Raw genomic sequence first — 26,092 nt, forward strand, 5'->3', positions numbered from 1 at the left:
TAATGAAAAAAGCCAGCATTGCTGGCTTTTAGTATATACATCGCTGGATTACTGACGACTGTCATTTGCCTGTCGTAACAGTATTCGGCTCTCACTCTGGAAGCGCTGAGCGTAATCGCCAAACCAGAGTTCAACCTTGCGGAAACTGTCGATAAAGGCCTGTTTATCACCCTGCTCCAGCAGCGTTATGGCCTCGCCAAAGCGTTGGTAATAACGTTTGATCAGCGCCAGGTTGTTCGTTGACGACATAATAATGTCGGCATAAAGCTGCGGATCCTGGGCGAACAGACGCCCGACCATAGCCAGTTCCAGACGATAGATAGGTGAAGACAACGACAGCAGTTGCTCAAGCTGTACGTTCTCTTCCGCCAGGTGCAGGCCATAGGCAAAGGTGGCAAAGTGGCGCAGCGCCTGAATGAATGCCATATTCTGGTCATGCTCAACTGCGCTGATGCGGTGCAAACGCGCGCCCCAGACCTGAATTTGCTCCAGGAACCACTGATACGCCTCCGGCTGGCGGCCATCACAATAGACCACCACCTGCTTCGCCAGACTGCCGCTGTCCGGGCCGAACATCGGGTGCAGACCAAGCACCGGCCCCTGATGGGCAGCCAGCATCGCCTGTAGCGGACCATTTTTCACGGACGCCAGATCGATCAGGATACAGTCTTTGGGTAATGGAGGCAGTTTAGCAATGATCTCTTCCGTCACGTGGATTGGCACGCTGACAATAACCATTCCGGCGTCCGATACCATTGCTTCGGCCTGTGCCCAGTCCTCTTTTTCCAGAATACGCACCTGATAGCCAGAAAGGGTAAGCATCTTTTCAAACAGACGCCCCATCTGGCCGCCACCGCCAACTATGACTACCGGGCGCAGCGAAGGGCACAGAGTTTTGAAACCCTTATCGTTTTCGCTGGAGTAAGATTCACGCATTACACGGCGTAAGACATCTTCAATTAAGTCCGGTGAGACGCCCAGCGCCTCGGCCTCTTTTCGACGGGATGCCAGCATGGAGGCTTCACGTTCAGGCACATAAATCGGCAGGCCGTAATGACTTTTAACCTCGCCCACTTCGGCAACCAGCGACATCCGGCGCGCCAGCAAATCCAGCAGCGCCTTGTCCACCTCATCAATTTGATCGCGTAACGCGGTCAATTCAGCAACCATAACTACCCTCTTAAGCCAGACGCTTCGCCAGCTGGCCATTTAAATCTTTGTGGATCTCACGCAGCAGCGCATCGGTGGTTTCCCAGCTAATGCAGGCATCGGTCACGGAAACACCGTGTTTCATGGCGCTGCGAGGCTGTTCAGATGACTGATTTCCTTCATGGATATTGCTCTCGATCATCAAACCAATGATTGAGCGGTTGCCATCTTTAATCTGCGCTACCACCGATTCGGCCACCGCTGGCTGACGGCGGTAATCTTTGTTTGAATTACCATGACTGCAATCTACCATCAGCGCCGGGCGCAGTCCCGCCTGTTCCATCTCTTTTTCACACTGCGCGACGTCCGCCGGGCTGTAGTTAGGGGCTTTGCCACCGCGCAAAATCACATGCCCGTCCGGGTTACCCTGGGTCTGCAGCAGGCACACCTGCCCGGCCTGGTTGATGCCCACAAAACGGTGAGGCATCGCGGCGGCACGCATGGCGTTAATCGCCGTAGCCAGGCTTCCGTCGGTACCATTTTTAAATCCAACCGGCATTGAAAGGCCAGAGGCCATTTCACGGTGAGTTTGTGATTCAGTGGTACGCGCGCCAATGGCTGACCAGCTGAACAGGTCCCCCAGGTACTGCGGGCTGTTCGGATCCAGTGCTTCGGTCGCTAGGGGCAGCCCCATACTGACCAGCTCCACCAGAAGATTACGCGCAATCTTCAGGCCTGCTTCCACATCAAACGAGCCATCCATATGAGGATCGTTAATCAGCCCCTTCCAGCCAACGGTGGTACGGGGTTTTTCAAAATAGACGCGCATCACCAGATAGAGGCTATCGCTGACCTCTGCGGCAAGGGCTTTAAATCGGTGAGCATATTCAATGGCAGTTTCAGGATCGTGAATAGAGCATGGACCGCATACCACCAGCAGGCGCGGGTCACGGCCAGCAATGATGTTAGAGATGGTCTGGCGGGAGTGCGCGATTTGCGCTTCCTGCTCGATGCTCAGCGGGAATTCCGCTTTCAGTTGATCCGGGGTGATCAAAACATGTTCATCGGAAATATGTACGTTGTTCAGCGCGTCTTTTTGCATGATGGCGATCCTGGAAGCTCGTTTGCGATAGTTGTTTTCCTCAGTGAGGAGACCTAACCATATCATAAAAAGTAAAGATTTCAATCCAAAATACGTACATAAAAGTTTACGAAAGGCTATTTTAATGAAAAAACAGCCCACAAATTCGTAAAGAATAAATTACAGTCCATATTCCTATTCGCCAGGCTATGCTGAAATAAAACGGAGAACATTGATGCGCCCGATTGCGATTTCACTGCTTTGCCTGCTGCTGGCTGCCTGTCAGGTCGATCCCTATACCCATCAACCTGACTGGAGGGGCACCGACTGGTTCGATGCCGGGAAAGAAGATGCGCTGAGCGGTGCGGCGATCAAATCCAACGAAACGCTGGCCGATACCTATCACGATCCCGAAGTCGATCGGAGTCGCTATCTAAAGGGCTATAAGGCGGGGCGGTAATGACTCCAACTTATTGATAGTGTTTTATGTTCAGATAATGCCCGATGACTTTGTCATGCAGCTCCACCGATTTTGAGAACGACAGCGACTTCCGTCCCAGCCGTGCCAGGTGCTGCCTCAGATTCAGGTTATGCCGCTCAATTCGCTGCGTATATCGCTTGCTGATTACGTGCAGCTTTCCCTTCAGGCGGGATTCATACAGCGGCCAGCCATCCGTCATCCATATCACCACGTCAAAGGGTGACAGCAGGCTCATAAGACGCCCCAGCGTCGCCATAGTGCGTTCACCGAATACGTGCGCAACAACCGTCTTCCGGAGCCTGTCATACGCGTAAAACAGCCAGCGCTGGAGCGATTTAGCCCCGACATAGCCCCACTGTTCGTCCATTTCCGCGCAGACGATGACGTCACTGCCCGGCTGTATGCGCGAGGTTACCGACTGCGGCCTGAGTTTTTTAAGTGACGTAAAATCGTGTTGAGGCCAACGCCCATAATGCGGGCGGTTGCCCGGCATCCAACGCCATTCATGGCCATATCAATGATTTTCTGGTGCGTACCGGGTTGAGAAGCGGTGTAAGTGAACTGCAGTTGCCATGTTTTACGGCAGTGAGAGCAGAGATAGCGCTGATGTCCGGCGGTGCTTTTGCCGTTACGCACCACCCCGTCAGTAGCTGAACAGGAGGGACAGCTGATAGAAACAGAAGCCACTGGAGCACCTCAAAAACACCATCATACACTAAATCAGTAAGTTGGCAGCATCACCCTAATTAGCGTCGTCATTACCATGACCCTGGTCTGGCTACTCCTTAGCATTGCTTCTGTGGTCACGCTGAAACAGTATGCACAAAAAAATCTGGCTTTAACCGGGGCCACAATGAGCCGCAGCCTGGAGGCCGCGATGGTATTCAACGATGCCACCGCCGCCAACGAAACGCTCGCGACCCTGGGTAAGCAGGGACAATTTTCCGCCGCCGTGGTGGTAGACCACCACAACAAGCGCTTTGCTGCCTGGTCAATGGGACCAAATGATAATACTGACAAACTGGGCGCCCTGGTCAGCCGCTGGCTCTTCCCGCTGCCGGTATCTCAGCCCGTTCAGCATAACGGCCAGACCATTGGCGAATTACGTCTTACCGCACGCGATAGCCTGATCGGCCATTTCCTGTGGACCTCTTTTGCCGTACTCACCGGCTGTATTCTCTTCGCCTCGTTTATCGCGTTAACCATCACCCGCCGCCTGCATAACGGTGTGGTGGATGCGCTACAGAACATTACCGATGTGGTGCATGATGTGCGCTCGAACCGTAATTTCTCTCGTCGCGTGCAGCAGGAACGCATCGACGAATTTCATCGCTTCGGTCAGGATTTCAATAGCCTGCTGGATGAGATGGAAGAGTGGCAGTTGAAGTTGCAGGCAAAAAATGCGCAATTACTTCGCACAGCGATGCACGATCCCCTCACTGGGCTTGCCAACCGCGCAGCGTTTCGTACCAGCATCCATTCGCTGATGAATGACGCCGCCGCAAGTACCCGCTCTGCCCTGCTCTTTCTGGATGGCGATGATTTCAAACGGATTAATGATACCTGGGGGCATGCGGCCGGGGATTGCGTATTGATAGAAGTGGCCCGCCGTCTGGTGGAGTTTAGTAGCAATCGCCATCAGTCCTTCCGCCTGGGCGGGGATGAATTTGCGGTGATCCTGTACGACATCCACTCGGAATACGAAGTTCAGGATCTCTGCGCCGACATTGCGCAACGGTTTACTCCTCCATTTGATCTGCATAACGGCAACACAACAACAATGTCTTTGAGTATTGGTTCTGCTCTAACGTGGGAACACAGTTCGGTTGAACATTTACTGGAGCAGGCCGACAGAAATATGTACCGGGTAAAACACCGGCGCGCAAAAACAATATCGGAAAAAGGATGACACTATGTTCAGGCGTTATATCGCACCGCTAGTATTAGCTTCAGCAATGCTTACCGGATGTCAGGCACCGCAGGGGAAATTCACGCCGGAGCAGATTTCCGCTATGAAGTCATACGGCTTTAGTGAAGCGAATGGCGACTGGTCACTTGGGCTATCGGCAAAGATCCTGTTCGGCAAAAACGAATATCAGCTACGCCCCGAAAGCGAGCAGCAGATCAAAACCATGGCATCGCGTCTTGCCGCAACCGGGCTGACCCATGCGCGCATGGATGGTCATACGGATAACTACGGTGAGGATAGTTACAACGAAAGTCTTTCGTTGAAACGGGCAAATGTGGTCGCGGATGCGTGGGCACAGGGTGCCCAGGTTTCTCGCAACAATTTCACCACTAACGGGTTAGGCAAGAAATTCCCGGTGGCAGATAACAAAACAGCCCAGGGACGTGCCGAAAACCGCCGCGTCGCGGTCGTTATCAGCACGCCCTGAAGCGTTATTTCATCGATTCTGCCAGTGAAAGCGCGCTGGCTTTGCGCCAGCGCAGCCAGTCAATCATGACAAACAGCACCAGACTGCACCCCATCACTGGCATCATCAAACCCAGCAGCACGCTAATCAACAGCGTGACCATTCGCCCCCAGATCGGTAAATCTTTCCAGCTCTGAAAGAGCATCTGGGCCGGATTCATCACATTATGTGCCGGCCTGCGCATCCACCACATGCGATAACCCCAGACAATCATCACGCACAGGCCAACGCCAAAGGCGATGAGGAGCAACTGATTCGGCAAGCCAAACAGCACGCCCATATGCAGATCCACACCCCAGCGAGTTAACTTTGCCATTAGCGGATAATCGGCGAAACGAGCATGGTCGAGTACCCTCAGAGTGTGCGGATCCACCGCCACGGCATCCACCTGAGTAGGCCAGCCACGATCGATTTCCGTCACCGTCCAGGCCTGGGTGTCGCTTTTAGCCGGTCGAATTTCAAGGCGAGACGCATCAATACCTGCCGCTTTAGCCACATGCAGCACACCGTCGAATAGCGTCAAATCCGGTTTAACCGCAGGCATCGGCATACTCATTCCGTGCCCATGATGTTCAGCATGCGGATCGGCAGCCATCGCTGGCCCTTGCAATTGCGTATTCACCTGCGGCGTCATCCATCCCATCTGCGCCCGCAGTTTATCTACGTTGCCGCCTGCCCACTGTGACCAGGTAAGTCCGGTAGCAGAAAAGAGCAGCATACCGACCAGCAACGTCCAGCCGAGAGTGACATGTAGCCGACGACGATTCTGGAAGCGATTATTAATGCGACGTTTCGGCCGGGTGATAAACCACAATGCGATTCCGCCAAGGGCAGCAATCCACATCCATGAGGCGGCCAGCTCGCTATACAGGCGGCCAACATCTCCCAGCAGCAGCGAGCGATGCAGGTAATCAATTTTCTGGCGCAGTGGCAGGATCCCACTGGTACCGTAAACGGTCATGTCGCCCCGAACGGCGAGGCTCACGGGATCGATAAAAATCGCCCGGTTTTCAGAGGCAGACAGTTCAGGGTCGGCATACATGACCCGGGTGGTTTCACCCGCAACCAAACCCGGACGTACAGCATGCAGACGCAACTCACCGCCCGTCACCTTGTCTGCTGCAGCAATTTGCTCTGCCAGCGGCCGCGCAGGCCCCTGTGAATCGGTATGCAGGGCATGGTGATAAAGCGCCTCTTCCAGCTGTGGGGTGGCGACATACAGCGTGCCGGAAAGCGCGGCAATAAAGATAAAGGGCCCGACAAACAGACCAACGTAAAAGTGTAAGCGACGTAATAGGTTGCCCCATGCCGCGCGCGGAGTGCAGGTAGTCATACTTTTCCTTTTAAGGCAAAAAGTTATCGATTGTATTTTTAAAGGGAAAAAGCAGACCGGCGCGGTGGTGCACGCGTATCAGGGTATAGCCAGGGGAAGAAGTACCAGTGTTTAACAACCGGCCGCACTGGGGTGACCCGCTGTCTTAACAACATTCCGGCAAGCAGCACAACCAGCGCCAGGAGTAGCCCTGGAACATGCGCCAGGAGCACGCAGTAGCCACAGGCTTCAGCGTGATCGATAGGCAGGCTTTCTGGTGTGTTATGAGACATGTCGTGAGGCATGTCATGGGGCATCGCATGATGCTCTGCCATGCTCATTTCATGGTGCATCCCGGGCATGGCGCTCATGGGATCTTTATTGAGCGATACTGAAATTAACGGCGCGACAACGATCAGCAGGATCGCAAACAGCGCGGACCATGCCGCTGCGCGTTGCCATCTTTTTAGCTGCCGATTTAACGTCATTATCCCTCCAGTAAAGCGCGGGTATTGTAAACGATTTATGTCGAAAGGGTTAACGCGAGAGAGAGGATGAGATAAAAAAAGGGCCAACCTTTCGGTCAGCCCTTTTTAACAGGATGTCGCTTAAGCGAATCTTAGTTCAGACGCTCTTTAATACGAGCAGACTTACCAGTACGCTCACGCAGGTAGTACAGTTTAGCTTTACGTACAGCACCACGACGTTTAACAGCAATGCTGTCAACTACCGGAGAGTGAGTCTGGAAGACACGCTCAACGCCTTCGCCGTTGGAAATTTTGCGAACAGTGAATGCAGAGTGCAGACCGCGGTTACGAATAGCGATAACCACGCCCTCGAATGCCTGCAGACGTTTTTTGGAACCTTCAACAACCCATACTTTCACTTCCACGGTATCACCCGGACGGAAGGAAGGTACGTCCTGCTTCATCTGCTCTTGTTCAAGTTGCTTAATAATGTTGCTCATAATTTAATCTCTTATCCTGGGTAAACTGATATTCGGGAGCGTATTACGCATTCCCATCATGTTCATGCTGCTGGTGCGCGTGTTCTCTTTTGAACTCGGCCAGCAACTTTGCTTGCTCTTCAGTCAGAGCCAGGTTTTCCAGAAGTTCAGGTCTTCTAAGCCAGGTTCGGCCCAGCGACTGCTTCAGGCGCCAGCGACGTATCTCGGCATGGTTTCCAGACAGTAATACTGCCGGAACCTCCATCCCTTCTAACACTTCAGGACGAGTATAGTGGGGGCAATCCAGCAACCCGTCAGCAAAGGAATCTTCCGTTGCTGATGCTTCATGTCCCAGTACACCCGGAACAAACCGGGCCACGGAGTCAATCAGCGTCATTGCCGGTAACTCACCACCGCTGAGAACGTAATCGCCGATAGACCATTCTTCGTCAATCTCGGTTTGAATTACGCGCTCATCTACACCTTCGTAGCGCCCACAGACCAGAATCAGCTTTTGATTCGTCGCCAGTTCGCTCACGCCCGCTTGATCAAGCTTGCGTCCCTGAGGTGACAGATAAATCACCTTCGCGCCTTCACCTGCCGCGGCTTTAGCTGCTGCGATGGCATCCCGTAAAGGTTGAACCATCATGAGCATCCCCGGTCCGCCGCCGTAAGGACGATCGTCCACGGTACGGTGCCGGTCATGCGTGAAATCACGAGGACTCCAGCTTTCGATGCTCAGCAGGCCATTTTTTACTGCCCGGCCAGTTACCCCGTAATCGGTAATCGCGCGGAACATTTCAGGAAACAGGCTGATTATGCCAATCCACATAGCGCCGTCTTTTACCGTTTTCAGGAGAATTTAAAAACCAGGATCCCAATCTACTTCAATCGTTTGAGTAGTGAGATCGACTTTCTTGATAACCTGTCCATCGAGGAACGGAACCAACCGCTCCTTGATGCCAAATGCATCTTTCAGGTTTGCCTTAATAACGAGAACGTCATTTGACCCGGTTTCCATCATATCGATGACTTTCCCCAGGCTGTAGCCTTCGGTAGTGACCACCTGGCAACCCATAAGGTCTTTCCAGTAGTAGTCGCCCTCTTCCAGCTGTGGCAACTGCGACGAATCCACGACAATTTCACAATTAGTCAGTGCATTCGCGGCATCACGATCATCTACGCCTTTCAGCTTGATGATGATGTCCTGATTGTGGTGACGCCAGCTTTCCAGCTCGACTTCGACCCACTTACCGGCTTTCTGGATAAACCAGGGCTGGTAATTAAAAATGCTATCAGCGTCTTCAGTGGAGGAAAACACTCTGAGCCAACCACGGATACCGTAGCAAGAACCCATTTTGCCCAATACAATCGGTTCAACAGGTGCTTTATTGCTCATCATGACCACCGTGACAGATTAAGCTGCTTTGTTTGCTGCTTTGATCAGCGTAGCAACGCGATCGGAAACAGTAGCGCCCTGGCCAACCCAGTGAGCGATACGATCCAGATCCAGACGGGTTTCTTCTTCTGCGCCAGCGGCCAGTGGGTTGAAGAAACCAACGCGCTCGATGAAGCGACCGTTGCGTGCATTACGGCTGTCAGTAACAACAACCTGGTAGAACGGACGCTTTTTAGCGCCGTGACGTGCTAAACGAATAGTTACCATAACATCCTCTTGTGTGAATAAAACAACCGGGCCCCATCGAGGAACGGAGCCCGGGTGTCATATTAAAAGCCCGAAAATTTTACTGATTTCTGGGGAAAATGCAATCAGCAGTTCATATTCTGCTGTAAAAGGCCGTCGGCGGTGCAGTCAGTTTGGTGCCGGCGTGCGCGCAGTCACCGCAGCGTACACGCAGTACGTGAGGATGACGAGCACACCCCGGTGCCAAAATGGCAAACAAGCCAGGCCAGAATTGATTAGCGGCCAGGGAATCCTGGGGGCATCATCCCCTTCATCCCGCGCATCATCTTCGCCATACCGCCCTTCTTCATTTTCTTCATCATGCGCTGCATGTCGTCGAACTGTTTCAGAAGACGGTTTACGTCCTGCACCTGCATACCGCAGCCGGCTGCGATACGACGTTTACGCGAACCTTTGATGATTTCTGGCTTCGCACGTTCTTTCAGCGTCATCGAGTTGATAATCGCCTCCATACGCACCAGCACCTTATCGTCCATCTGCGATTTAACGTTGTCCGGGATCTGGCCCATGCCCGGCAGTTTGCCCATCAGGCTTGCCATGCCGCCCATGTTTTTCATCTGGCGCAGCTGCTCAAGGAAGTCGGTCAGGTCGAAGCCATCGCCTTTCTTCAGTTTATTCGCCAGCTTCTCAGCCTGAGCGCGGTCAACTTTGCTTTCGATATCTTCGATCAGGGACAGGACATCGCCCATGCCGAGGATACGCGAGGCGATACGATCCGGATGGAACGGCTCCAGCGCTTCGGTTTTCTCACCCACGCCGAGGAACTTAATGGGCTTACCGGTGATATGACGAATCGAGAGCGCCGCACCGCCGCGGGCGTCACCGTCCACTTTGGTCAGTACCACGCCGGTTAACGGCAGCGCTTCGTTAAACGCTTTGGCGGTATTGGCCGCATCCTGACCGGTCATGGCGTCAACAACAAACAGGGTCTCTACCGGATTGATAGAGGCATGCACCTGCTTGATCTCGTCCATCATCGCTTCGTCAACGTGCAGACGACCGGCGGTATCCACCAGCAGCACGTCGTAGAATTTCAGCTTCGCTTCTTTCAGCGCCGCGTTAACGATGTCGACTGGCTTCTGGGCAACGTCGGACGGGAAGAAATCCACGCCAACCTGCTCGGCCAGGGTTTCGAGCTGCTTGATCGCCGCCGGGCGATAGACGTCCGCAGAAACAACCAGCACTTTTTTCTTGTGCTTCTCGCGTAAGAATTTACCCAGCTTACCAACGCTGGTGGTTTTACCTGCACCCTGCAGGCCCGCCATCAGCACGACCGCAGGTGGCTGAGCCGCCAGGTTCAGCACCTGGTTCTCTTCGCCCATCGCCGAAACCAGTTCATTACGAACGATTTTGACGAACTCCTGCCCTGGGGTCAGGCTCTTGTTAACTTCATGGCCAACCGCTTTCTCTTTCACACGGTTGATGAATTCACGCACGACCGGCAGCGCCACGTCGGCTTCGAGCAGTGCCATGCGGACTTCGCGCAGCGTCTCTTTAATATTCTCTTCGGTAAGGCGTCCGCGGCCGCTGATGTTGCGCAGCGTGCGCGACAAACGATCGGTTAAATTATCAAACATTGTCTCTCGCCTGGGGTAGAAACGTTGGGTCGCTCATGCGACACATACACAGAATTTTGCCGGAGTATAACATGAAGGCGGCTTTGTTGTTATGCAACGGTTGGAGCAGGCGTCACGTAACGTTATACTGCTTCTCTTTCTTATTAAGACAACTGTCGACACCTATATGCCTGTTTTCGCACTGATCGCCCTTGTTGCCTACTCCATCAGCCTTGCGCTGATTATTCCTGGCCTGCTGCAAAAAAACAGCGGCTGGCGGCGCATGGCTATTTTGTCGGCGGTGATAGCGCTGGTGAGTCACGCCTTTGCGCTGGAGTCGCGCATCATTCCTGGCGACGGCAGCGTGCAAAATCTGAGCGTGTTGAACGTCGGTTCGCTGGTTAGCTTGATGATCTGTACGGTGATGACTGTCGTCGCCTCCAAGAACCGCGGCTGGCTGTTGCTGCCTATTGTTTACGCGTTTGCGCTGATCAACCTCGCCTTTGCCACCTTCGTCCCTAACGAATACATCACCCATCTGGAGACGACGCCCGGGATGATGGTGCATATCGGTCTGTCGCTCTTCTCCTATGCCACGCTGATTATTGCTGCGCTGTATGCCATGCAGCTGGCATGGATCGATTATCAGCTCAAGAACAAAAAGCTGGCCTTTAGTCATGAAATGCCGCCGCTGATGGTGATTGAGCGTAAAATGTTTCACATCACTCAGGTTGGCGTCGTCCTGCTAACACTCACGCTCTGTACCGGCCTGTTTTACATGAACAATCTGTTCAGCACTGAGAATATCGACAAAGCCGTCCTCTCTATCGTGGCGTGGTTTGTCTATATTGTCCTGTTATGGGGCCATTATCATCAGGGCTGGCGTGGCCGCCGCGTGGTCTGGTTCAACGTAGCGGGCGCTGGCATCCTGACGCTGGCCTACTTCGGTAGCCGCGTTATACAGCAATTTGTTAGTTAGCAACCAAGGAGTTCCCCCTGGAACACATCTCCACCACCGCGCTGATCGTTACGCTGATCATCATGGTGGTTATTTCCGCCTATTTCTCCGGCTCGGAAACCGGCATGATGACCCTGAACCGTTACCGGTTACGTCATCGCGCCAAACAAGGTAACCGCGCCGCCCGCCGCGTAGAAAAGCTGCTGCGTAAGCCTGACCGCCTGATTAGCCTGGTGCTGATCGGCAATAACCTGGTCAATATTCTTGCCTCTGCGCTTGGCACCATTGTCGGGATGCGCCTGTATGGTAATGCAGGCGTCGCCATCGCCACCGGGGTGCTCACCTTTGTGGTGTTGGTATTTGCCGAAGTCCTGCCCAAAACTGTCGCTGCACTCTATCCAGAGAAGGTCGCCTACCCCAGCAGCTTCCTGCTGGCGCCGCTGCTTATTCTGATGATGCCGCTGGTGTGGTTACTGAATATGGTGACGCGCCTGCTAATGCGGATGGTGGGTATTAAAGCCGATGTCACGATCAGCAGCGCGCTGAGCAAGGATGAGTTGCGCACTATCGTTAATGAATCCCGCTCGCAAATCTCGCGCCGTAATCAGGATATGCTGCTGTCGGTACTGGACCTGGAAAAAATCAGCGTCGACGACATCATGGTGCCCCGTAACGAGATCGTCGGCATCGATATCAACGACGACTGGAAAGCCATTGTTCGCCAGCTCACCCACTCCCCGCACGGTCGCATCGTGCTCTATCGCGATTCACTGGACGATACCATCAGCATGCTGCGCGTGCGTGAAGCGTATCGCCTGATGACTGAGAAAAATGAGTTTACCAAAGAGGTCATGCTGCGCGCCGCAGACGAGATCTACTACATTCCGGAAGGCACGCCGCTTAGTACCCAGTTGGTCAAATTCCAGCGCAATAAGAAAAAAGTCGGTCTGGTGGTAGATGAATACGGTGACATTCAGGGACTAGTCACGGTCGAGGATATTCTTGAAGAGATCGTCGGCGATTTTACTACCTCTATGTCGCCGTCCCTTGCTGAAGAGGTGACCCCGCAGAATGATGGCTCTGTGCTGATAGACGGCAGCGCCAGCGTGCGCGAGCTGAATAAAGCCTTTAACTGGCATCTGCCAGAGGATGAAGCGCGGACGATAAACGGCATGATTCTGGAAGCGCTGGAAGAGATCCCGGCCGCAGGTACGCGGGTGCGTATCGGGCAATACGATATTGATATCCTGGATGTGCAGGACAATATGATTAAACAGGTGAAGGTGCTGCCGGTGAAGCCGCTGCGGGAGAGCGTGGCAGAGTCATGATGTTACAGGCCGGGTAAGCGAAGTGGCTACCCGGCCTGCAGGTACCAGTTACGCTTTCGCTTTCGCCACGGTCACCATCGCAGCGCGAATGGTACGGCCGTTCAGGGTATATCCCTTCTGCATGACCGCCAGCACGTTACCTGCGGCAACCTCTTCCGACTCCACCATCGCGATTGCCTGATGGACGTTCGGATCCAGCGCCACGTTGGTATCGGCCACGACTTCCACGCCGAACTTACGTACCACATCGAGCATGGATTTCAGCGTCAGTTCGATACCTTCAATCATCGCCGCGTTGTCCGGATTTGCTTTATCAGCCACTTCCAGCGCGCGATCCAGGCTATCGATCACCGGCAGGAGTTCATTGACGAACTTCTCCAGCGCGAATTTATGCGCCTTTTCGACGTCCAGCTCGGTACGGCGGCGCAGGTTGTCCATCTCCGCCTTCACGCGCAGGACGCTGTCGCGCTCACGGCCCTGGGCTTCAGCTAACTGAGCTTCCAGATTCGCAATTTTTTCATCGCGCGGATCCACCTGCTCAGCAGAAGCGTCCGGCTCAACCGCCTCAACTTCCTCGTGCTGTTCCATGATAATTTCTTCCGGGGCTTGCCCCTCAGGCGTTTTCTGTTCTTTACTACTCATGAATTTCTCCGCGTTTTTCTGCATTCAACTCGCTAACTTCGCTTATTATGGGGATCAGTTTCCGGGATTCAAGGGAACAAGCCACATTGTCATCATTCATTCGCACAAGGACCTCCAGAAAATGAATAATCATTTCAAGTGTATTGGGATTGTTGGTCATCCACGTCACCCCACCGCGCTGACGACACATGAAATGTTGTATCGCTGGCTGTGCGCCAAGGGCTATGAGGTGATGGTAGAGCAGCAAATCGCCCAGGAGCTACAGCTGACCAAGGTGAAAACGGGCACGCTGGCAGAAATTGGTCAGCAGGCCGACCTCGCGGTAGTGGTTGGGGGTGATGGTAATATGCTGGGGGCGGCGCGCACGCTGGCGCGCTACGACATCAAAGTGATTGGTATTAACCGCGGCAATCTGGGCTTTTTAACAGACCTCGATCCCGACAATGCTCAGCAGCAACTGGCCGATGTACTGGAAGGCCATTACATCAGCGAAAAGCGTTTTTTACTGGAGGCGCAGGTCTGCGCACAGGATTGCCAGAAACGCATCAGTACCGCCATTAACGAAGTGGTGCTGCACCCGGGTAAAGTTGCCCACATGATCGAATTCGAAGTCTATATCGATGAAACCTTCGCCTTTTCGCAGCGTTCCGACGGCCTGATTATTTCAACCCCGACCGGGTCAACGGCCTATTCGCTCTCTGCAGGCGGCCCGATTCTGACCCCCTCTCTGGACGCCATTACGCTGGTCCCCATGTTCCCGCACACCCTCTCGGCACGCCCGCTGGTGATCAACAGCAGCAGCACTATACGACTGCGCTTCTCGCACCGCCGCAGCGACCTGGAGATCAGTTGTGACAGCCAGATCGCGCTGCCAATTCAGGAAGGCGAAGATGTGTTAATCCGCCGCTGCGATTACCACCTCAATCTGATTCACCCTAAAGATTACAGCTATTTCAATACATTAAGCTCTAAGCTCGGCTGGTCGAAAAAATTGTTCTGATTTTGCATCCAGCACTTTACTGTATAAAAAACCAGTTTATACTGTATGAAAAAACAGTCATGGTTTTTCATACAGGAAAACGTTTATGCTGGCACAACTGACCATCAGCAACTTCGCCATCGTTCGTGAACTCGAAATCGATTTTCACAGTGGCATGACCGCCATCACCGGTGAAACCGGTGCCGGTAAATCTATTGCCATTGATGCGCTCGGCTTGTGCCTGGGCGGTCGTGCTGAAGGCGACATGGTGCGCGCAGGCGCGAGCCGTGCCGACCTCTGCGCCCGCTTCGCGCTCAAAGATACCCCTGCCGCCCAGCGCTGGCTTGAAGAGAACCAGCTCGAAGATGGCCGTGAGTGCTTACTCCGCCGCGTCATCAGCAGCGACGGACGTTCCCGTGGTTTCATCAACGGCACAGCCGTTCCCCTGTCGCAGCTGCGCGAGCTGGGTCAGCTACTGATTCAGATCCACGGTCAGCATGCGCATCAACAGCTTGTGAAACCTGAACATCAAAAATCGCTGCTTGATGGTTATGCTGGTGAGTATGCACTCACTCAGCTGATGGCTGAGCACTATCGCCAGTGGCACCATAGCTGCCGCGAGCTGGCCCACCATCAACAACAGAGCCAGGAGCGTGCAGCCCGTGCTGAGCTGCTGGCCTATCAGCTGAAAGAGCTGAATGAATTTAACCCGCAGGCGGGCGAATTCGAACAAATCGACGAAGAGTACAAACGTCTGGCCAACAGCGGACAGCTGCTCTCGGTTAGCCAGCAGGCATTGAGTCTGCTCGCCGATGGCGAAGATGTTAACCTGCAAAGCCAGCTCTATACCGTACGTCAGTTGGTAACCGAGCTGACGGGAATGGACAGCAAACTCTCTGGCGTGCTGGATATGCTGGAAGAGGCCGCCATTCAGCTCTCTGAAGCGGGAGATGAACTGCGCCACTATTGCGATCGGCTGGATCTCGACCCGAATCGTCTGTTTGAACTTGAGCAGCGTATTTCGCGCCAGATTTCTCTGGCCCGTAAACATCACGTGGCGCCGGAAGAGTTACCGGTTTACCACCAGTCACTTCTTGATGAGCAGCAGCTCCTTGACGATCAGGCCGATTCCCAGGAGACGCTCTCCCTGGCGGTGAGCGTTCATCACCAGCAGGCGCTGGAGACGGCGCAGCAGCTACATGAGGTTCGCCAGCGCTATGCCCAGGAGCTGAGCCAGCATATTACCGAGAGTATGCACGCCCTCTCCATGCCGCACGGTGTCTTCACCATCGAGGTGAAGTTCGAAGCCAACCATCTCACCGCAGATGGCGCAGACCGCATCGAGTTCCGTGTGACTACCAACCCGGGGCAGCCGCTGCAGGCCATCTCTAAAGTGGCTTCGGGGGGTGAACTGTCGCGTATTGCGCTGGCAATCCAGGTCATTACCGCGCAGAAGATGGAAACCCCGGCGCTTATCTTTGATGAAGTGGATGTGGGCATCAGCGGCCCGACGGCAGCCGTAGTCGGCAAACTGCTTCGCCAACTGGGAGAATCTACCCAGGTCATGTGCGTGACCCACCTGCCTCAGGTAGCAGGATGCGGACATCACCATTTCTACGTCAGTAAAGAGACCGATGGTGAAATGACCGAAACGCATATGCAGCCGCTGGACAAACGAGCCCGCCTGCAAGAGCTGGCGCGCCTTCTGGGCGGTAGCGAGGTAACACGTAATACGCTCGCGAACGCGAAAGAACTGCTGGCTGCCTAAACTTTTTCGGGATCTCAGAGTCATACAGAACAATAAAAACGCCGCCAGACCTGGCACCAAAGGTTTTAAAGTGGTGAAAGGTCTATTATCATCGGCATATTACATATGAGCCGTCGCGTATTGCTCGGGCCCGAAAAGGAATCAAATCACTATGCGCTGTAAAACGCTGACCGCTGCCGCAGCGGTTCTCCTGATGTTGACCGCTGGCTGCTCCACCCTGGAACGTGTGGTTTATCGCCCAGACATCAACCAGGGGAACTACCTGGCACCCAATGATGTGTCTAAAATTCGTGTTGGTATGACGCAGCAACAGGTTGCTTATGCCCTGGGTACGCCGATGATGTCCGATCCGTTCGGCACCCAGACCTGGTTCTACGTCTTTCGTCAGCAGCCTGGCCACGAGAGCGTGACCCAGCAAACGCTGACGCTGACCTTTAACAGCAGCGGTGTGCTGACCAATATCGATAACAAACCTGCACTCACCAAAGAGTAAGGCTGTCTGGAATGCAAAAAAGGTGCTCAGTGAGCACCTTTTTTATGGCATAAGGACCTTATTTTGCAGCTTTTTCAGCACGCTGGCGTCGCAGCTCTTTCGGGTCGGCAATCAGCGGGCGGTAAATCTCTACCCGGTCGCCATCGTATAGCGTATCGCCCAGTTTTACCGGACGGCTGTAGATACCGACTTTGTTCTTCGCTAAATCGATGTCGCTGCGCAGTTCCAGAATACCGGAGCAGCGGATAGCCTCTTCCACCGTCGCCCCCTCTTCCAGGGAAACGCGCTGGAGATACTGTTTTTCCGGCAGCGCGTAGGCTACCTCCACAGCGATTTTAGCTGGCACTGTAAACCTCTTTTGCGCGCGAGGTAAACGCCTGCACCATGTTCGCCGCCAGCTCTTTAAAGATGCGACCAAACGCCAGCTCAATCAGCTTATTGGTGAATTCGAAGTCGAGATGAAACTCGATACGACAGGCATCAGCGCTAAGCGGAGTAAACTTCCAGCCGCCCATCAACTTCTTGAAGGGGCCATCCACCAGCTGCATCAAAATACTCTGATTGTTGGTCAACGTATTACGGGTCGTAAACGTCTTGCTAATGCCCGCTTTCGAGACATCAACCGCGGCGGTCATTTGCGTCGGGCCAGATTCCAGCACCCGGCTTCCGGTACATCCCGGAAGGAACTCTGGATAAGCATCCACATTGTTCACTAACTGATACATTTGTTCCGCACTGAACGGAACAAGCGCAGTACGACTAATCTGAGGCATAGCGTTTTCCATGATCACACAACCACTAAATAATAACATTTATCGCTTGTTAAAAAAACGCTAAGCCTCATCTCGTGCTAAGATAGCGCGTTAGGCCTCACAGGACGCAATGAGGTGACTTTTGACATCAGATTACTTATGGCTTCACGACACTTATGACGAAGAAAAAAGTACATAAACCCGGCTCGGCAACCATTGCGCTCAATAAGCGTGCCCGCCATGAATACTTCATTGAAGAAGAATTCGAAGCCGGCCTTGCGCTGCAGGGCTGGGAAGTAAAATCGTTGCGCGCCGGTAAAGCTAACATCGGCGATAGCTATGTCATTCTTAAAGACGGCGAAGCGTTTCTGTTCGGCGCCAACTTTACGCCGCTGACGGTCGCCTCGACGCATTACGTTTGCGACCCGACCCGCACCCGTAAGCTGCTGCTGAACATGCGCGAACTGGAGTCCCTTTACGGGCGCATCAATCGCGAAGGCTATACCGTGGTTGCCCTGTCGCTGTACTGGAAAAACGCCTGGTGCAAAGTCAAAATTGGCGTGGCGAAAGGTAAGAAACAGCACGACAAACGCTCTGATGTGAAAGAGCGCGAGTGGCAGGTCGACAAAGCACGTATCATGAAAAACGCAGGCCGATAAATCCTGCGCACTTATTGGTCAATTCAATAAGTTAGGTTATGGGCTGGTATCCCGGACGACAAATCTGGTATACTGCGTTCAACACTATTGGGGCTGATTCTGGATTCGACGGGATTTGCGAAACCCAAGGTGCATGCCGAGGGGCGGTTTGCCTCGTAAAAAGCCGCAAAAAAATAGTCGCAAACGACGAAAACTACGCTTTAGCAGCTTAATAACCTGCTCTGAGCCCTCTCTCCCTAGCTTCCGCTCTTAAGACGGGGATCAAGAGAGGTCAAACCCAAAAGAGATCGCGCGGATGCCCTGCCTGGGGTTGAAGTGCTAAAACTAATCAGGCTAGTTCGTTAGTGGCGTGTCTGTCCGCAGCTGGCGTGCGAATGTAAAGACAAACTAAGCATGTAGTACCGAGGATGTAGAAATTTCGGACGCGGGTTCAACTCCCGCCAGCTCCACCAAATGATGATCCGGATACGTCCGGTGAAGTACAGAAAGCCCGCATGGCACAAGCCCTGCGGGCTTTTTTGTGTCTGTCGTTGTCCGAGAACATCCGGCTAAATCCAGAGAAAATTGGTACACGTTTAGGTACACGCTATACTGTGGACCATTAAACGTGTACCAATTATGGAAGGGATCCAGACATGGCGCGCATTACACGCCCCCTCACTAACAACGAAATCCTCAAAGCGAAACCCCGCGAAAAAGACTTCACCCTGCATGATGGTGATGGCCTGTTCTTACTCGTCAAAACCTCCGGTAAAAAACTCTGGCGCTTCCGTTATCAACGACCGGGAAGCAGCAGCCGCACAAATTTGAGTCTCGGCTCATACCCTGCCCTTACACTCGCAGCAGCTCGTCAGATACGCGACCAGCACTTAACCACACTCGCGCAAGGCATGGATCCACAACAGCAACAGGAGCAAGCATCAGAACAACGCCAGATTGAGTTAGACAGCATTTTCTCAACTGTGGCTGCAAACTGGTTCCAGATTAAAAGCAGAAGTGTCACAGAGGATTATGCAAAGGATATTTGGCGTTCTTTGGATAAAGACGTGTTCCCGGCAATCGGTGCGATACCCGTTCAGGAGATAAAAGCCAGAACGATTGTTGAAGCACTTGAGCCAATCAAAGCACGAGGGGCACTGGAGACTGTTCGCCGACTGGTACAGCGTATTAACGAAATAATGATTTATGCTGTTAACACTGGTCTGATTGATGCCAACCCGGCATCAGGTGTAGGTATGGCCTTTGAGAAGCCCAAAAAGCAAAATATGCCGACACTGCGACCAGAAGAATTGCCGAAACTGATGCGTTCTTTGGTGATGTCCAATCTCTCTGTATCGACGCGCTGCCTGATTGAATGGCAACTCCTTACTCTTGTACGTCCTTCTGAGGCTTCCGGTGCTCGATGGAAAGAGATTGATCTCGAGGAAAAGCTCTGGACGATTCCAGCCGAACGGATGAAGGCTAAGCGGGAACACATAGTCCCTTTATCATCCCAGGCGTTAGATATTCTTGAAGTGTTGAAACCTATCAGTGCTCATCGCGAACATATTTTTCCAAGCAGGAATGATCCAAAACAACCAATGAATAGTCAGACTGCGAATGCTGCCCTCAAGAGGATAGGGTACAGCGGGAAACTAGTAGCACATGGTTTACGATCCATAGCAAGTACAGCTATGAATGAGGCTGGTTTTAATCCTGATATAATTGAAGCGTCGCTGGCACATAGCGACAAAAATGAAGTAAGACGAGCTTATAATAGATCTATATATTTACTTCAAAGGAGGGACTTAATGGACTGGTGGGGTAAGAATGTTAAATCTATAAGCATATAATTAAATGCCCCACAACTACAAATGTGGGGCACATGTTTAATGAATGGAAGTTTTATTAACAGTAACCTTTTTCTCTAAATCATTTTCTTTTTCTTTTTCATCTTCATCTTCATCTTCATCTTCATCTTCATCTTCATCTTCTAAATACAATTCCAACCCTTGGCCTTCAATATCCTCGACTGTAAAATCCAACGTTCTAACTTCATCGAGTATGATTTCAAAATAAGCTGACTTTGTCATAAGATTGAATATATAATCATTTACTTCATCATCATCACGTTTATTGACATTACTCCCAAGCAATTCAACTGAGAAAGCAATGATTTTACGTATAATTTCGATCTCACCACCAATGTCAACATTCTTTGAAACTTTTAGTATAAATGGTGTTGTTTTAGCATTTGATCCATACTTCATTCTTAAGTACTTATCCATTACAACTCTAGATATACTTAAAACATGAAAGCAATTTGTATACATTAACTGAGAAAAAGATTTTTTAAAAGATGGTAATTCCGTAACTTGATCCAACATAATAAATGATGCATGTACATCCTCAGGCATGGTTCCCTCATTAAATATTTTCTCATATAAACCATCCTTATTATCTAACCGAGAAGTAAATACGAGATCTAAATCATCAACCCTATCTTGCATAGCAGATTTAACAACATCAACAGCCCCTCCAAGATTGAAACTTAAGTGAGCGTTGGCAAAATATTTATTTGATATTACAGCAATACCAGCAGGCAACTCCCTGAATTCACCCTCTCTTCTTTCATACCAATAATTAGTATTGAAAAAATAATCCTGAATTCTTTTTTGAAGCATATCATTGGACCAAAAATCACGATCAGAAACAGGGTTTTGAGAGTTTGTATATTTTGTAACTTTCAAATCGAAATCATCACCGCCTGATTTTAGTAACCTAAAAGTAATTCTTGCCTCTTCATCTAAAATTGCACGTTCCGCCGGACTGCAGTCCTTATACGCGGTATAAATTGAGTACGCAGTTTGCGCGCCATTAATGACTTGAAGTCCTGTCACTTCAAACTCTATTGCTTCGTTGCTTAACTTTGGTATTTTTCTAGTTATCGCAGTAATCCCATTATTGTAATACCAAAAATATGCTGGGTTTTTATGAATTGTATTCTTAATTTCAGAATTTATCGCAGATGTAAGTAATGGGTTCCTTACATTCTTGTTAAAAAGAGAAACACCATACTTTGTTACCAACTCAAATAACAATTTTGGTTTAATCAAAAAAACATAAGCATCAAAAGGTGAGTTTATCTCCACACAGCTATTGCCTGAATCTCGACAAATTTCAATTCTAATCTTATCTAAACTGGGATCGTAAATATTTTCAAGCGGATTTGGCGGGTAACTTTTCTTGAATTCTCTACTTATATAATCTATTTTCAAACGATTAATATCAAACCCTTCTATATCAATATCCCCATCCATAGTTTTTTTAAATGAATCGATATTCCCTTGGCAATTATCACAGTTGTTTTTAAGAGATAAATATATAACTTTAACACGACCATTTTTTTTAATGTGTTCTCTTAATTTATCATATTGATTATTGAACTTTTCATTGGTACCTTTTGCTTTATCTCCCTTTAATACACTTTGCACGTCGCTCAAAAAAGATTTTAATTCTTTGCTTTCAAATTCAGACTCGCAATTATTTATTGCATTCCATTTTGACTGGACAACATAATAAGTAACTACACCTTGAGAATCAACTCGTTCAAGGATTATATCGCAAGACGAATCATCACAACCATCAGTAATGTAATCCTCAACATTACTAATGTCTGCGTAGTTTCTTAAAAACCAGATAAGAAAAGCAAAGGATTTTTTTTGATTGTCTTGATTGAATGTAGAAAAATAGTTCGAATACACCTCACTATTAATGACATCCATTAGCTGGCTATCTATAACTTTATAAAAATCTTCATTTTTCATTTATTCATTCCACATTACAAATTGATAATGGTATTATGACGTCCAACTTTAGGACATATCCGCTAGACATTTGAACATTTATAAAAGTTCATTTGCAACGCTTTTATAGAAAAAACCGAGCAACATTCAAAAATATATTATCAAGTTAACCCGCAGGAGTACCCACGCCACACCTGCCAGTTCCATGGGACGGTTCAAATACAGGTTAGAGGATGGTTTAAACCTATCCCATTTCATCAACAGTCTTACCCCCGAGCCTCTATACGATACAACGTTATCCATAGGACGCAAAAAAATACACATTACCGCTGGCGCGCAATGCTCTCCCCGCCACGCCTGCCCGCTTAATGGGTCGCTTTTAATGCAGGTGCATCAGTGGGCTCAGGCCGCTGCACGACTGGCGCGGAAGAGCGTTTACAGGGGGTCAAAAACGCATGCAAAACCATGCACCTGATGCGTGCATGGCTATTTAATGAAAAAATGGCGGGATTTTTGGATATTTTTTCGTGAACTACCGGGCGGCCAGTTCAGCGCGTTTATTCACGTAATTCTGATTTTGTGCAGGGGTGAATTTTTCACGATTATCAGCCCGCGAAGCCGCGTCAGGCCTGAATCCTGCTGCCGTTAATAATTCACTGTCCTGTGCTGAATAATTAATTTTTTCGCCTCTGGCCAGCCAGACCACAAGTGCTTCACGCAGATACTGCATTGAATGCTGCATGACGCATTGTTTTACGGTGCTGTGCTGCCCGTGATAACCCATGAGCTCAGGTGCCAGCGCGGCGGCCAGCTCAGCACCATGCGACACCATGAAATCATCCAGCCGGTTACGGATGCTGATACGCTGCATCTCCTCATGCGAACGGATATAGCGCCCGGCGGTCTGGTTCACTTCCCATTTTTTTACATCAATAATATCGCGCAGCATTTGCAGTGACCGGGCACCGTTGTCATTCCCGGCCGCAAATAGTTCCTGATATTTCCGCTCAGCCTCCGCCAGTTCACTTTTACGGCTAAGCCAGGTGCTTTTATTTTCCTGACAGGTTTGAAATGCCTGCTCCAGTGTTATCTCATTCATCCTGTTCTCCTCAGTGACGCACGGACGGGCGCGCGCGGTCTGCAATCCGGGCTGCGGGTGTTACCTGAGCCGGTGCCTCCTCTTCTTTCTCCGCTGGCGGACTTATCACCTTGTCGAGGGATTCCAGCGTGCGGAAGGAAGCAGAGCAGAAGACATTTACGCACTGGTGATAGGTCTGCTTAACCGTATCTGACAGATAACGACTGGTTCGGGCATGGGCGGCATTCCGGCAGAACGGACAGCGCATCATTTGTTATTCCTCTGAGCCTGCTTCTTTTCAGCCAGTTCTTTGCCAAGTTTCATACGGCGTGCCGGGCTTTTATAGAGTTCCATATCAACGCCGGTCAGCGCCGGGCGATGCAGGCCAAGCTGCGAAAGAACAGGCTCCTGCTCCATATTGAATGAGTAGAAACGGCTCTGCGTCAGCAAATGCACGCCCAGCTCCTGAATCAGCGTACTGCTGGCGTTCTCATCCCCTTTCATTTCCAGCTCACGCAGACGCAGGGAAAATGCCCGTACCAGAGCCGGACTGATATTTTCCATCACCGCAGACCAGGCATTATTTGCACAGACAGAAAATGCTTCCTGATGGGCGATGACATATTCCTTTCCGCTCCGGCAGGCATCGAGCATGGCACTGCTTTTATCCGTCTCCAGCTCACCAATCAGGGCGGTGAATTCTTCTGCCAGCTCACGACCGGCCACCCGCTGGCTGTGTTCGGCTTTGAGCTCCGGCGTCATTACCCCGCGCAACTGACGGAACCGGGTGCGCCAGTTCTGCTCTGCCTCGGCACTTTCATCAAGCGCGCTCTGACGCTCTTTCTCACTCCGGGTGATGGCCGCCCCGATATCGTTCAGCTTCAGCATGCTCTCAGTGTGGGCAGCTTTTGCCTGGCTGAATGATTGCAGTGCGTTGTCCATGCTGGCAGTTGCCTTCTGGCTGGCCTCGGCATTCACGGTTTTCATGATGTTTTCGAGCAGCGTCCGGGTCTTCTCGTCCTGCGTGCTGCCAAAGGTATTCATCATTGCCGTGAGGGTGTCTTTTTTCATCGTCTGGTTCTCTCTGTGTTTTCAACCTGACGTCATTCTGCCGCTCACTGCACAACAACTCGATTCATTGCAGTTGTGGCAAAGCTGACACAAACACCACCTGAAACCCGGCTTGCCAGAGAAAGGTCGCAGGAAACCCTGACTCACTGTTTGTTTTTTTAGTTATAACTATTCACCACTGTTCACCTTAAGAAAAAAGATAAGTAATACAGTAAATTAAAGGGTGAACAGTTGAGGGTATTACTGTTCACCGTCTGTTCACCACTGTTCACCTTTTTCGGATAAGAGATTTTTATCCTTAATCTTTTTTTAGATAACCAAAAAAATAATTAACCACTTTTACTTCTATTTCAATGTGTGAGGATGTGCCAGAACATGTTCAGGATGTGCGAGAACATTGCCAGCGTTAACCACTGTATAAAAATCAGGCTGTTGTGTGGTGGTGTACAAAAAAATGACTTGTTGCCCTGAGCAAAAATATTCACAAAATAGAGAGCTACCCGAAGCCGGACGGACACGACCGGCACTGTATGGACTTTATGAGGTAGCCCGATGCACACCGCTTTTTCTTCCCCGTCTTCTGCCCCAGTAGCCCCGTTGATGCCGGTATCTGACGCCGTTCAGGAGCGCTTTATCCGCCTGCCCGAAGTGATCCACTTGTGCGGCCTTTCTCGCTCGACGATTTATGACCTCATCAGCCGAGAGGCTTTCCCGAAGCAAATCTCGCTCGGAGGTAAAAACGTGGCGTGGGCGCAGTCTGAAATCACCGCATGGATGGCAGATCGCATTGCTGAACGTAACCGGGGCTATGACGCATGATGATGGCCGTTCAGCAAACAACCCCTTTTTCTGGCTTGCATCCGTTGTATGTTTCCTGGTACAGTTTTTTTGCTGTCGCAAAATCGGCAGCCGGAATTGGCGTTCCGCGAAACTCAATGGCGACACCAGACGCGCCATGCGTCTTTTTTTTCGTCGTAGCTCAGGCACACCCATTTTCCGGGCTGTGGTGTCTATTTGTGCACTACGGTTCCAGCAAGATAATGGTAGTCCGGGCGGGGCAGCCTTCGGGCTGGCCGGTATCCATTGAGGCCGGTTACGCCAACCCCGTTCGGGCTGCCACCAGTGAAATTGGCGTTTCCGGTGGTAGCAATAACCGTTACTCAATGGAGGCTGCCATCATGGCTACGACCCTCACCCCGTCACATCCGCAGTTTATCTTTGTGTTTGCCGCTGTTCGTCGTGCAGACCGTAAACCCCGTATCTGCATGCTCCGCACTATCGCCGGTAATGAACAGGCCGCACGCCTTTCCCTCGTTCGCGATTACGTTCTCTCGTTCGCTGGCCGCCTGCCGGTAGCGGAGGTGTGCGCATGAAACACACCACCATCACGATTCAGGAGCTCGAATGTCTGGAGCATCTGCGCAACGTCGGCCACTTCGTTAACAGCCTGATGCAGGAGCAGGACTGCTCCACGGTACGCCGCGACCCTGCGCAGCAGTCGCAGCTCACCTCTGTGATTTATCTCATGACCGCCCAGCTCGATAGCGTGGTCGGGCAGTGCAATCAGCGCTGGCTGACCGGGGAGGGCAACGTATGAAACAGCCGTTACCGCCCGTACTGCGTGCTGCTCTCTACCGCCGCGCCGTGGCCTGTGCATGGCTGATTGTGTGCGAACGTCAGCGCCGCTATCCCCATCTCACCCTCGACGCGCTGGAAAGCGCCATTGCCGCCGAGCTGGAGGGCTTTTACCTGCGCCAGCATGGCGAGGAAAAAGGCCGTCAGATTGCCTGCGCACTGCTGGAAGATTTGATGGAAGCCGGGCCGCTTAAGGCCGCCCCGTCACTGTCTTTTCTGGGGCTCGCCGTGATGGATGAACTCTGCGCCCGCCATATCACATCGCCTGTACTGCACTGA

The 26,092-nt window shown here is 51.5% G+C and carries 31 protein-coding genes and 1 other RNA gene; 15 read left to right on the forward strand and 17 right to left on the reverse strand.

Going from position 1 to position 26,092, the window contains the following annotated elements; genetic code table 11:
• Positions 1-48: 48 nt before the first annotated feature.
• Entirely contained in the window at positions 49-1,170 is a 1,122-nt protein-coding gene (gene tyrA / locus JZ655_RS15720; protein WP_207292237.1) for a bifunctional chorismate mutase/prephenate dehydrogenase, read from the reverse strand.
• 10 nt (positions 1,171-1,180) lie between these two features.
• Positions 1,181-2,251: a 3-deoxy-7-phosphoheptulonate synthase gene (aroF, locus tag JZ655_RS15725; protein ID WP_207292238.1), complete on the reverse strand. Its 1,071-nt coding sequence runs from the start codon at positions 2,249-2,251 to the stop codon at positions 1,181-1,183.
• A gap of 214 nt (positions 2,252-2,465) precedes the next feature.
• On the opposite strand from aroF, the gene JZ655_RS15730 reads away from it, so the two are divergent.
• Complete coding sequence (locus tag JZ655_RS15730; protein ID WP_207292239.1) at positions 2,466-2,690, forward strand: DUF2799 domain-containing protein; 225 nt, start codon at positions 2,466-2,468, stop codon at positions 2,688-2,690.
• A gap of 10 nt (positions 2,691-2,700) precedes the next feature.
• Here JZ655_RS15730 and JZ655_RS15735 read toward each other — a convergent pair.
• Positions 2,701-3,398 (reverse strand): IS1-like element IS1A family transposase gene (locus tag JZ655_RS15735; protein ID WP_242637262.1). Its coding sequence is split into 2 segments (ribosomal slippage): positions 2,701-3,149 and positions 3,149-3,398, totalling 699 coding nucleotides; the frame shifts between segments, so codons are not numbered across the junction.
• Between the two features lie 49 nt (positions 3,399-3,447).
• On the opposite strand from JZ655_RS15735, the gene dgcN reads away from it, so the two are divergent.
• On the forward strand, positions 3,448-4,620 hold the full coding sequence (gene dgcN, locus JZ655_RS15740; protein WP_281069594.1) for a diguanylate cyclase DgcN/YfiN: 1,173 nt from the start codon (positions 3,448-3,450) through the stop codon (positions 4,618-4,620).
• 4 nt (positions 4,621-4,624) lie between these two features.
• Positions 4,625-5,107, forward strand: coding sequence for an OmpA family protein (locus JZ655_RS15745; RefSeq protein WP_040074432.1), 483 nt, complete (start codon positions 4,625-4,627; stop codon positions 5,105-5,107).
• A gap of 4 nt (positions 5,108-5,111) precedes the next feature.
• On the opposite strand, the gene JZ655_RS15750 is transcribed toward JZ655_RS15745, so the two are convergent.
• From JZ655_RS15750 to ffh, 7 genes are all read right to left on the reverse strand, one after another.
• A complete protein-coding gene (locus JZ655_RS15750) occupies positions 5,112-6,479 on the reverse strand; it encodes a PepSY-associated TM helix domain-containing protein (protein ID WP_207292241.1) in 1,368 nt (455 codons plus the stop codon).
• 38 nt (positions 6,480-6,517) lie between these two features.
• Positions 6,518-6,946: a DUF2946 domain-containing protein gene (locus JZ655_RS15755; RefSeq protein ID WP_040074430.1), complete on the reverse strand. Its 429-nt coding sequence runs from the start codon at positions 6,944-6,946 to the stop codon at positions 6,518-6,520.
• Between the two features lie 131 nt (positions 6,947-7,077).
• Positions 7,078-7,425, reverse strand: a complete 348-nt coding sequence (gene rplS / locus JZ655_RS15760) for a 50S ribosomal protein L19 (RefSeq protein ID WP_002914145.1) — start codon at positions 7,423-7,425, stop codon at positions 7,078-7,080.
• Positions 7,426-7,468: 43 nt separating this feature from the next.
• Positions 7,469-8,236, reverse strand: a complete 768-nt coding sequence (gene trmD / locus JZ655_RS15765) for a tRNA (guanosine(37)-N1)-methyltransferase TrmD (RefSeq protein ID WP_040074388.1) — start codon at positions 8,234-8,236, stop codon at positions 7,469-7,471.
• 30 nt (positions 8,237-8,266) lie between these two features.
• Positions 8,267-8,806, reverse strand: a complete 540-nt coding sequence (gene rimM, locus JZ655_RS15770) for a ribosome maturation factor RimM (protein ID WP_040074387.1) — start codon at positions 8,804-8,806, stop codon at positions 8,267-8,269.
• Between the two features lie 15 nt (positions 8,807-8,821).
• On the reverse strand, positions 8,822-9,070 hold the full coding sequence (rpsP, locus tag JZ655_RS15775; RefSeq protein ID WP_003863133.1) for a 30S ribosomal protein S16: 249 nt from the start codon (positions 9,068-9,070) through the stop codon (positions 8,822-8,824).
• A 254-nt stretch (positions 9,071-9,324) separates the two neighbouring features.
• Positions 9,325-10,686 (reverse strand): signal recognition particle protein, encoded by a 1,362-nt coding sequence (ffh, locus tag JZ655_RS15780; protein ID WP_046886243.1) that lies wholly within the window; start codon positions 10,684-10,686, stop codon positions 9,325-9,327.
• 166 nt (positions 10,687-10,852) lie between these two features.
• On the opposite strand from ffh, the gene JZ655_RS15785 reads away from it, so the two are divergent.
• On the forward strand, positions 10,853-11,644 hold the full coding sequence (locus JZ655_RS15785; protein WP_046886254.1) for a cytochrome C assembly family protein: 792 nt from the start codon (positions 10,853-10,855) through the stop codon (positions 11,642-11,644).
• A gap of 17 nt (positions 11,645-11,661) precedes the next feature.
• Complete coding sequence (locus JZ655_RS15790) at positions 11,662-12,951, forward strand: HlyC/CorC family transporter (RefSeq protein WP_207293863.1); 1,290 nt, start codon at positions 11,662-11,664, stop codon at positions 12,949-12,951.
• A gap of 48 nt (positions 12,952-12,999) precedes the next feature.
• Here the strand turns inward: JZ655_RS15790 and grpE are convergent, their stop codons facing one another.
• A complete protein-coding gene (grpE, locus tag JZ655_RS15795; protein ID WP_040074383.1) occupies positions 13,000-13,593 on the reverse strand; it encodes a nucleotide exchange factor GrpE in 594 nt (197 codons plus the stop codon).
• A 121-nt stretch (positions 13,594-13,714) separates the two neighbouring features.
• Between grpE and nadK the strand changes: the two genes are divergently transcribed.
• From nadK to bamE, 3 genes are all read left to right on the forward strand, one after another.
• A complete protein-coding gene (nadK, locus tag JZ655_RS15800) occupies positions 13,715-14,593 on the forward strand; it encodes an NAD(+) kinase (protein ID WP_040078426.1) in 879 nt (292 codons plus the stop codon).
• 85 nt (positions 14,594-14,678) lie between these two features.
• Positions 14,679-16,340: a DNA repair protein RecN gene (recN, locus tag JZ655_RS15805; RefSeq protein ID WP_207292242.1), complete on the forward strand. Its 1,662-nt coding sequence runs from the start codon at positions 14,679-14,681 to the stop codon at positions 16,338-16,340.
• 151 nt (positions 16,341-16,491) lie between these two features.
• A complete protein-coding gene (gene bamE / locus JZ655_RS15810) occupies positions 16,492-16,833 on the forward strand; it encodes an outer membrane protein assembly factor BamE (protein WP_040074379.1) in 342 nt (113 codons plus the stop codon).
• Between the two features lie 58 nt (positions 16,834-16,891).
• Here bamE and JZ655_RS15815 read toward each other — a convergent pair whose 3' ends face one another.
• Entirely contained in the window at positions 16,892-17,179 is a 288-nt protein-coding gene (locus JZ655_RS15815; RefSeq protein ID WP_207292243.1) for an RnfH family protein, read from the reverse strand.
• Positions 17,169-17,606, reverse strand: coding sequence for a type II toxin-antitoxin system RatA family toxin (locus JZ655_RS15820; RefSeq protein ID WP_207292244.1), 438 nt, complete (start codon positions 17,604-17,606; stop codon positions 17,169-17,171). Before JZ655_RS15820 ends, JZ655_RS15815 begins: the two co-directional genes overlap by 11 nt.
• A 155-nt stretch (positions 17,607-17,761) precedes the next feature.
• On the opposite strand from JZ655_RS15820, the gene smpB reads away from it, so the two are divergent.
• The 3 genes from smpB to JZ655_RS15835 all read left to right on the forward strand — a co-directional run bounded on the left by smpB (position 17,762) and on the right by JZ655_RS15835 (position 20,076).
• The gene (gene smpB, locus JZ655_RS15825; RefSeq protein WP_040074375.1) at positions 17,762-18,244 is read left to right on the forward strand and encodes an SsrA-binding protein SmpB; all 483 of its coding nucleotides are present in this window, start codon (positions 17,762-17,764) and stop codon (positions 18,242-18,244) included.
• 89 nt (positions 18,245-18,333) lie between these two features.
• Positions 18,334-18,696: a transfer-messenger RNA gene (gene ssrA, locus JZ655_RS15830) on the forward strand.
• A gap of 183 nt (positions 18,697-18,879) precedes the next feature.
• Positions 18,880-20,076 (forward strand): integrase domain-containing protein, encoded by a 1,197-nt coding sequence (locus JZ655_RS15835; RefSeq protein ID WP_204083215.1) that lies wholly within the window; start codon positions 18,880-18,882, stop codon positions 20,074-20,076.
• 36 nt (positions 20,077-20,112) lie between these two features.
• On the opposite strand, the gene JZ655_RS15840 is transcribed toward JZ655_RS15835, so the two are convergent.
• The 4 genes from JZ655_RS15840 to JZ655_RS15855 all read right to left on the reverse strand — a co-directional run bounded on the left by JZ655_RS15840 (position 20,113) and on the right by JZ655_RS15855 (position 24,178).
• On the reverse strand, positions 20,113-22,050 hold the full coding sequence (locus JZ655_RS15840) for an AIPR family protein (RefSeq protein ID WP_207292245.1): 1,938 nt from the start codon (positions 22,048-22,050) through the stop codon (positions 20,113-20,115).
• A gap of 511 nt (positions 22,051-22,561) precedes the next feature.
• On the reverse strand, positions 22,562-23,128 hold the full coding sequence (locus JZ655_RS15845; protein ID WP_207292246.1) for a phage polarity suppression protein: 567 nt from the start codon (positions 23,126-23,128) through the stop codon (positions 22,562-22,564).
• A gap of 10 nt (positions 23,129-23,138) precedes the next feature.
• Entirely contained in the window at positions 23,139-23,378 is a 240-nt protein-coding gene (locus JZ655_RS15850; protein ID WP_207292247.1) for an ogr/Delta-like zinc finger family protein, read from the reverse strand.
• Positions 23,375-24,178: a capsid protein gene (locus tag JZ655_RS15855; protein ID WP_207292248.1), complete on the reverse strand. Its 804-nt coding sequence runs from the start codon at positions 24,176-24,178 to the stop codon at positions 23,375-23,377. The genes JZ655_RS15850 and JZ655_RS15855 overlap by 4 nt, the downstream gene beginning before the upstream one ends.
• Before the next feature lie 552 nt (positions 24,179-24,730).
• Between JZ655_RS15855 and JZ655_RS15860 the strand changes: the two genes are divergently transcribed.
• From JZ655_RS15860 to JZ655_RS15875, 4 genes are read left to right on the forward strand one after another with little or no spacing between them, the layout of a single operon-like run.
• Positions 24,731-24,997, forward strand: coding sequence for a helix-turn-helix transcriptional regulator (locus tag JZ655_RS15860; RefSeq protein ID WP_207292249.1), 267 nt, complete (start codon positions 24,731-24,733; stop codon positions 24,995-24,997).
• Complete coding sequence (locus JZ655_RS15865; protein WP_207292250.1) at positions 24,994-25,551, forward strand: host cell division inhibitor Icd-like protein; 558 nt, start codon at positions 24,994-24,996, stop codon at positions 25,549-25,551. Before JZ655_RS15860 ends, JZ655_RS15865 begins: the two co-directional genes overlap by 4 nt.
• Complete coding sequence (locus JZ655_RS15870) at positions 25,548-25,775, forward strand: hypothetical protein (RefSeq protein ID WP_207292251.1); 228 nt, start codon at positions 25,548-25,550, stop codon at positions 25,773-25,775. The genes JZ655_RS15865 and JZ655_RS15870 overlap by 4 nt, the downstream gene beginning before the upstream one ends.
• Complete coding sequence (locus tag JZ655_RS15875) at positions 25,772-26,092, forward strand: DUF5375 domain-containing protein (RefSeq protein ID WP_207292252.1); 321 nt, start codon at positions 25,772-25,774, stop codon at positions 26,090-26,092. The genes JZ655_RS15870 and JZ655_RS15875 overlap by 4 nt, the downstream gene beginning before the upstream one ends.

The organism is Leclercia pneumoniae (assembly GCF_017348915.1).
Taxonomy (GTDB): domain Bacteria; phylum Pseudomonadota; class Gammaproteobacteria; order Enterobacterales; family Enterobacteriaceae; genus Enterobacter; species Enterobacter pneumoniae.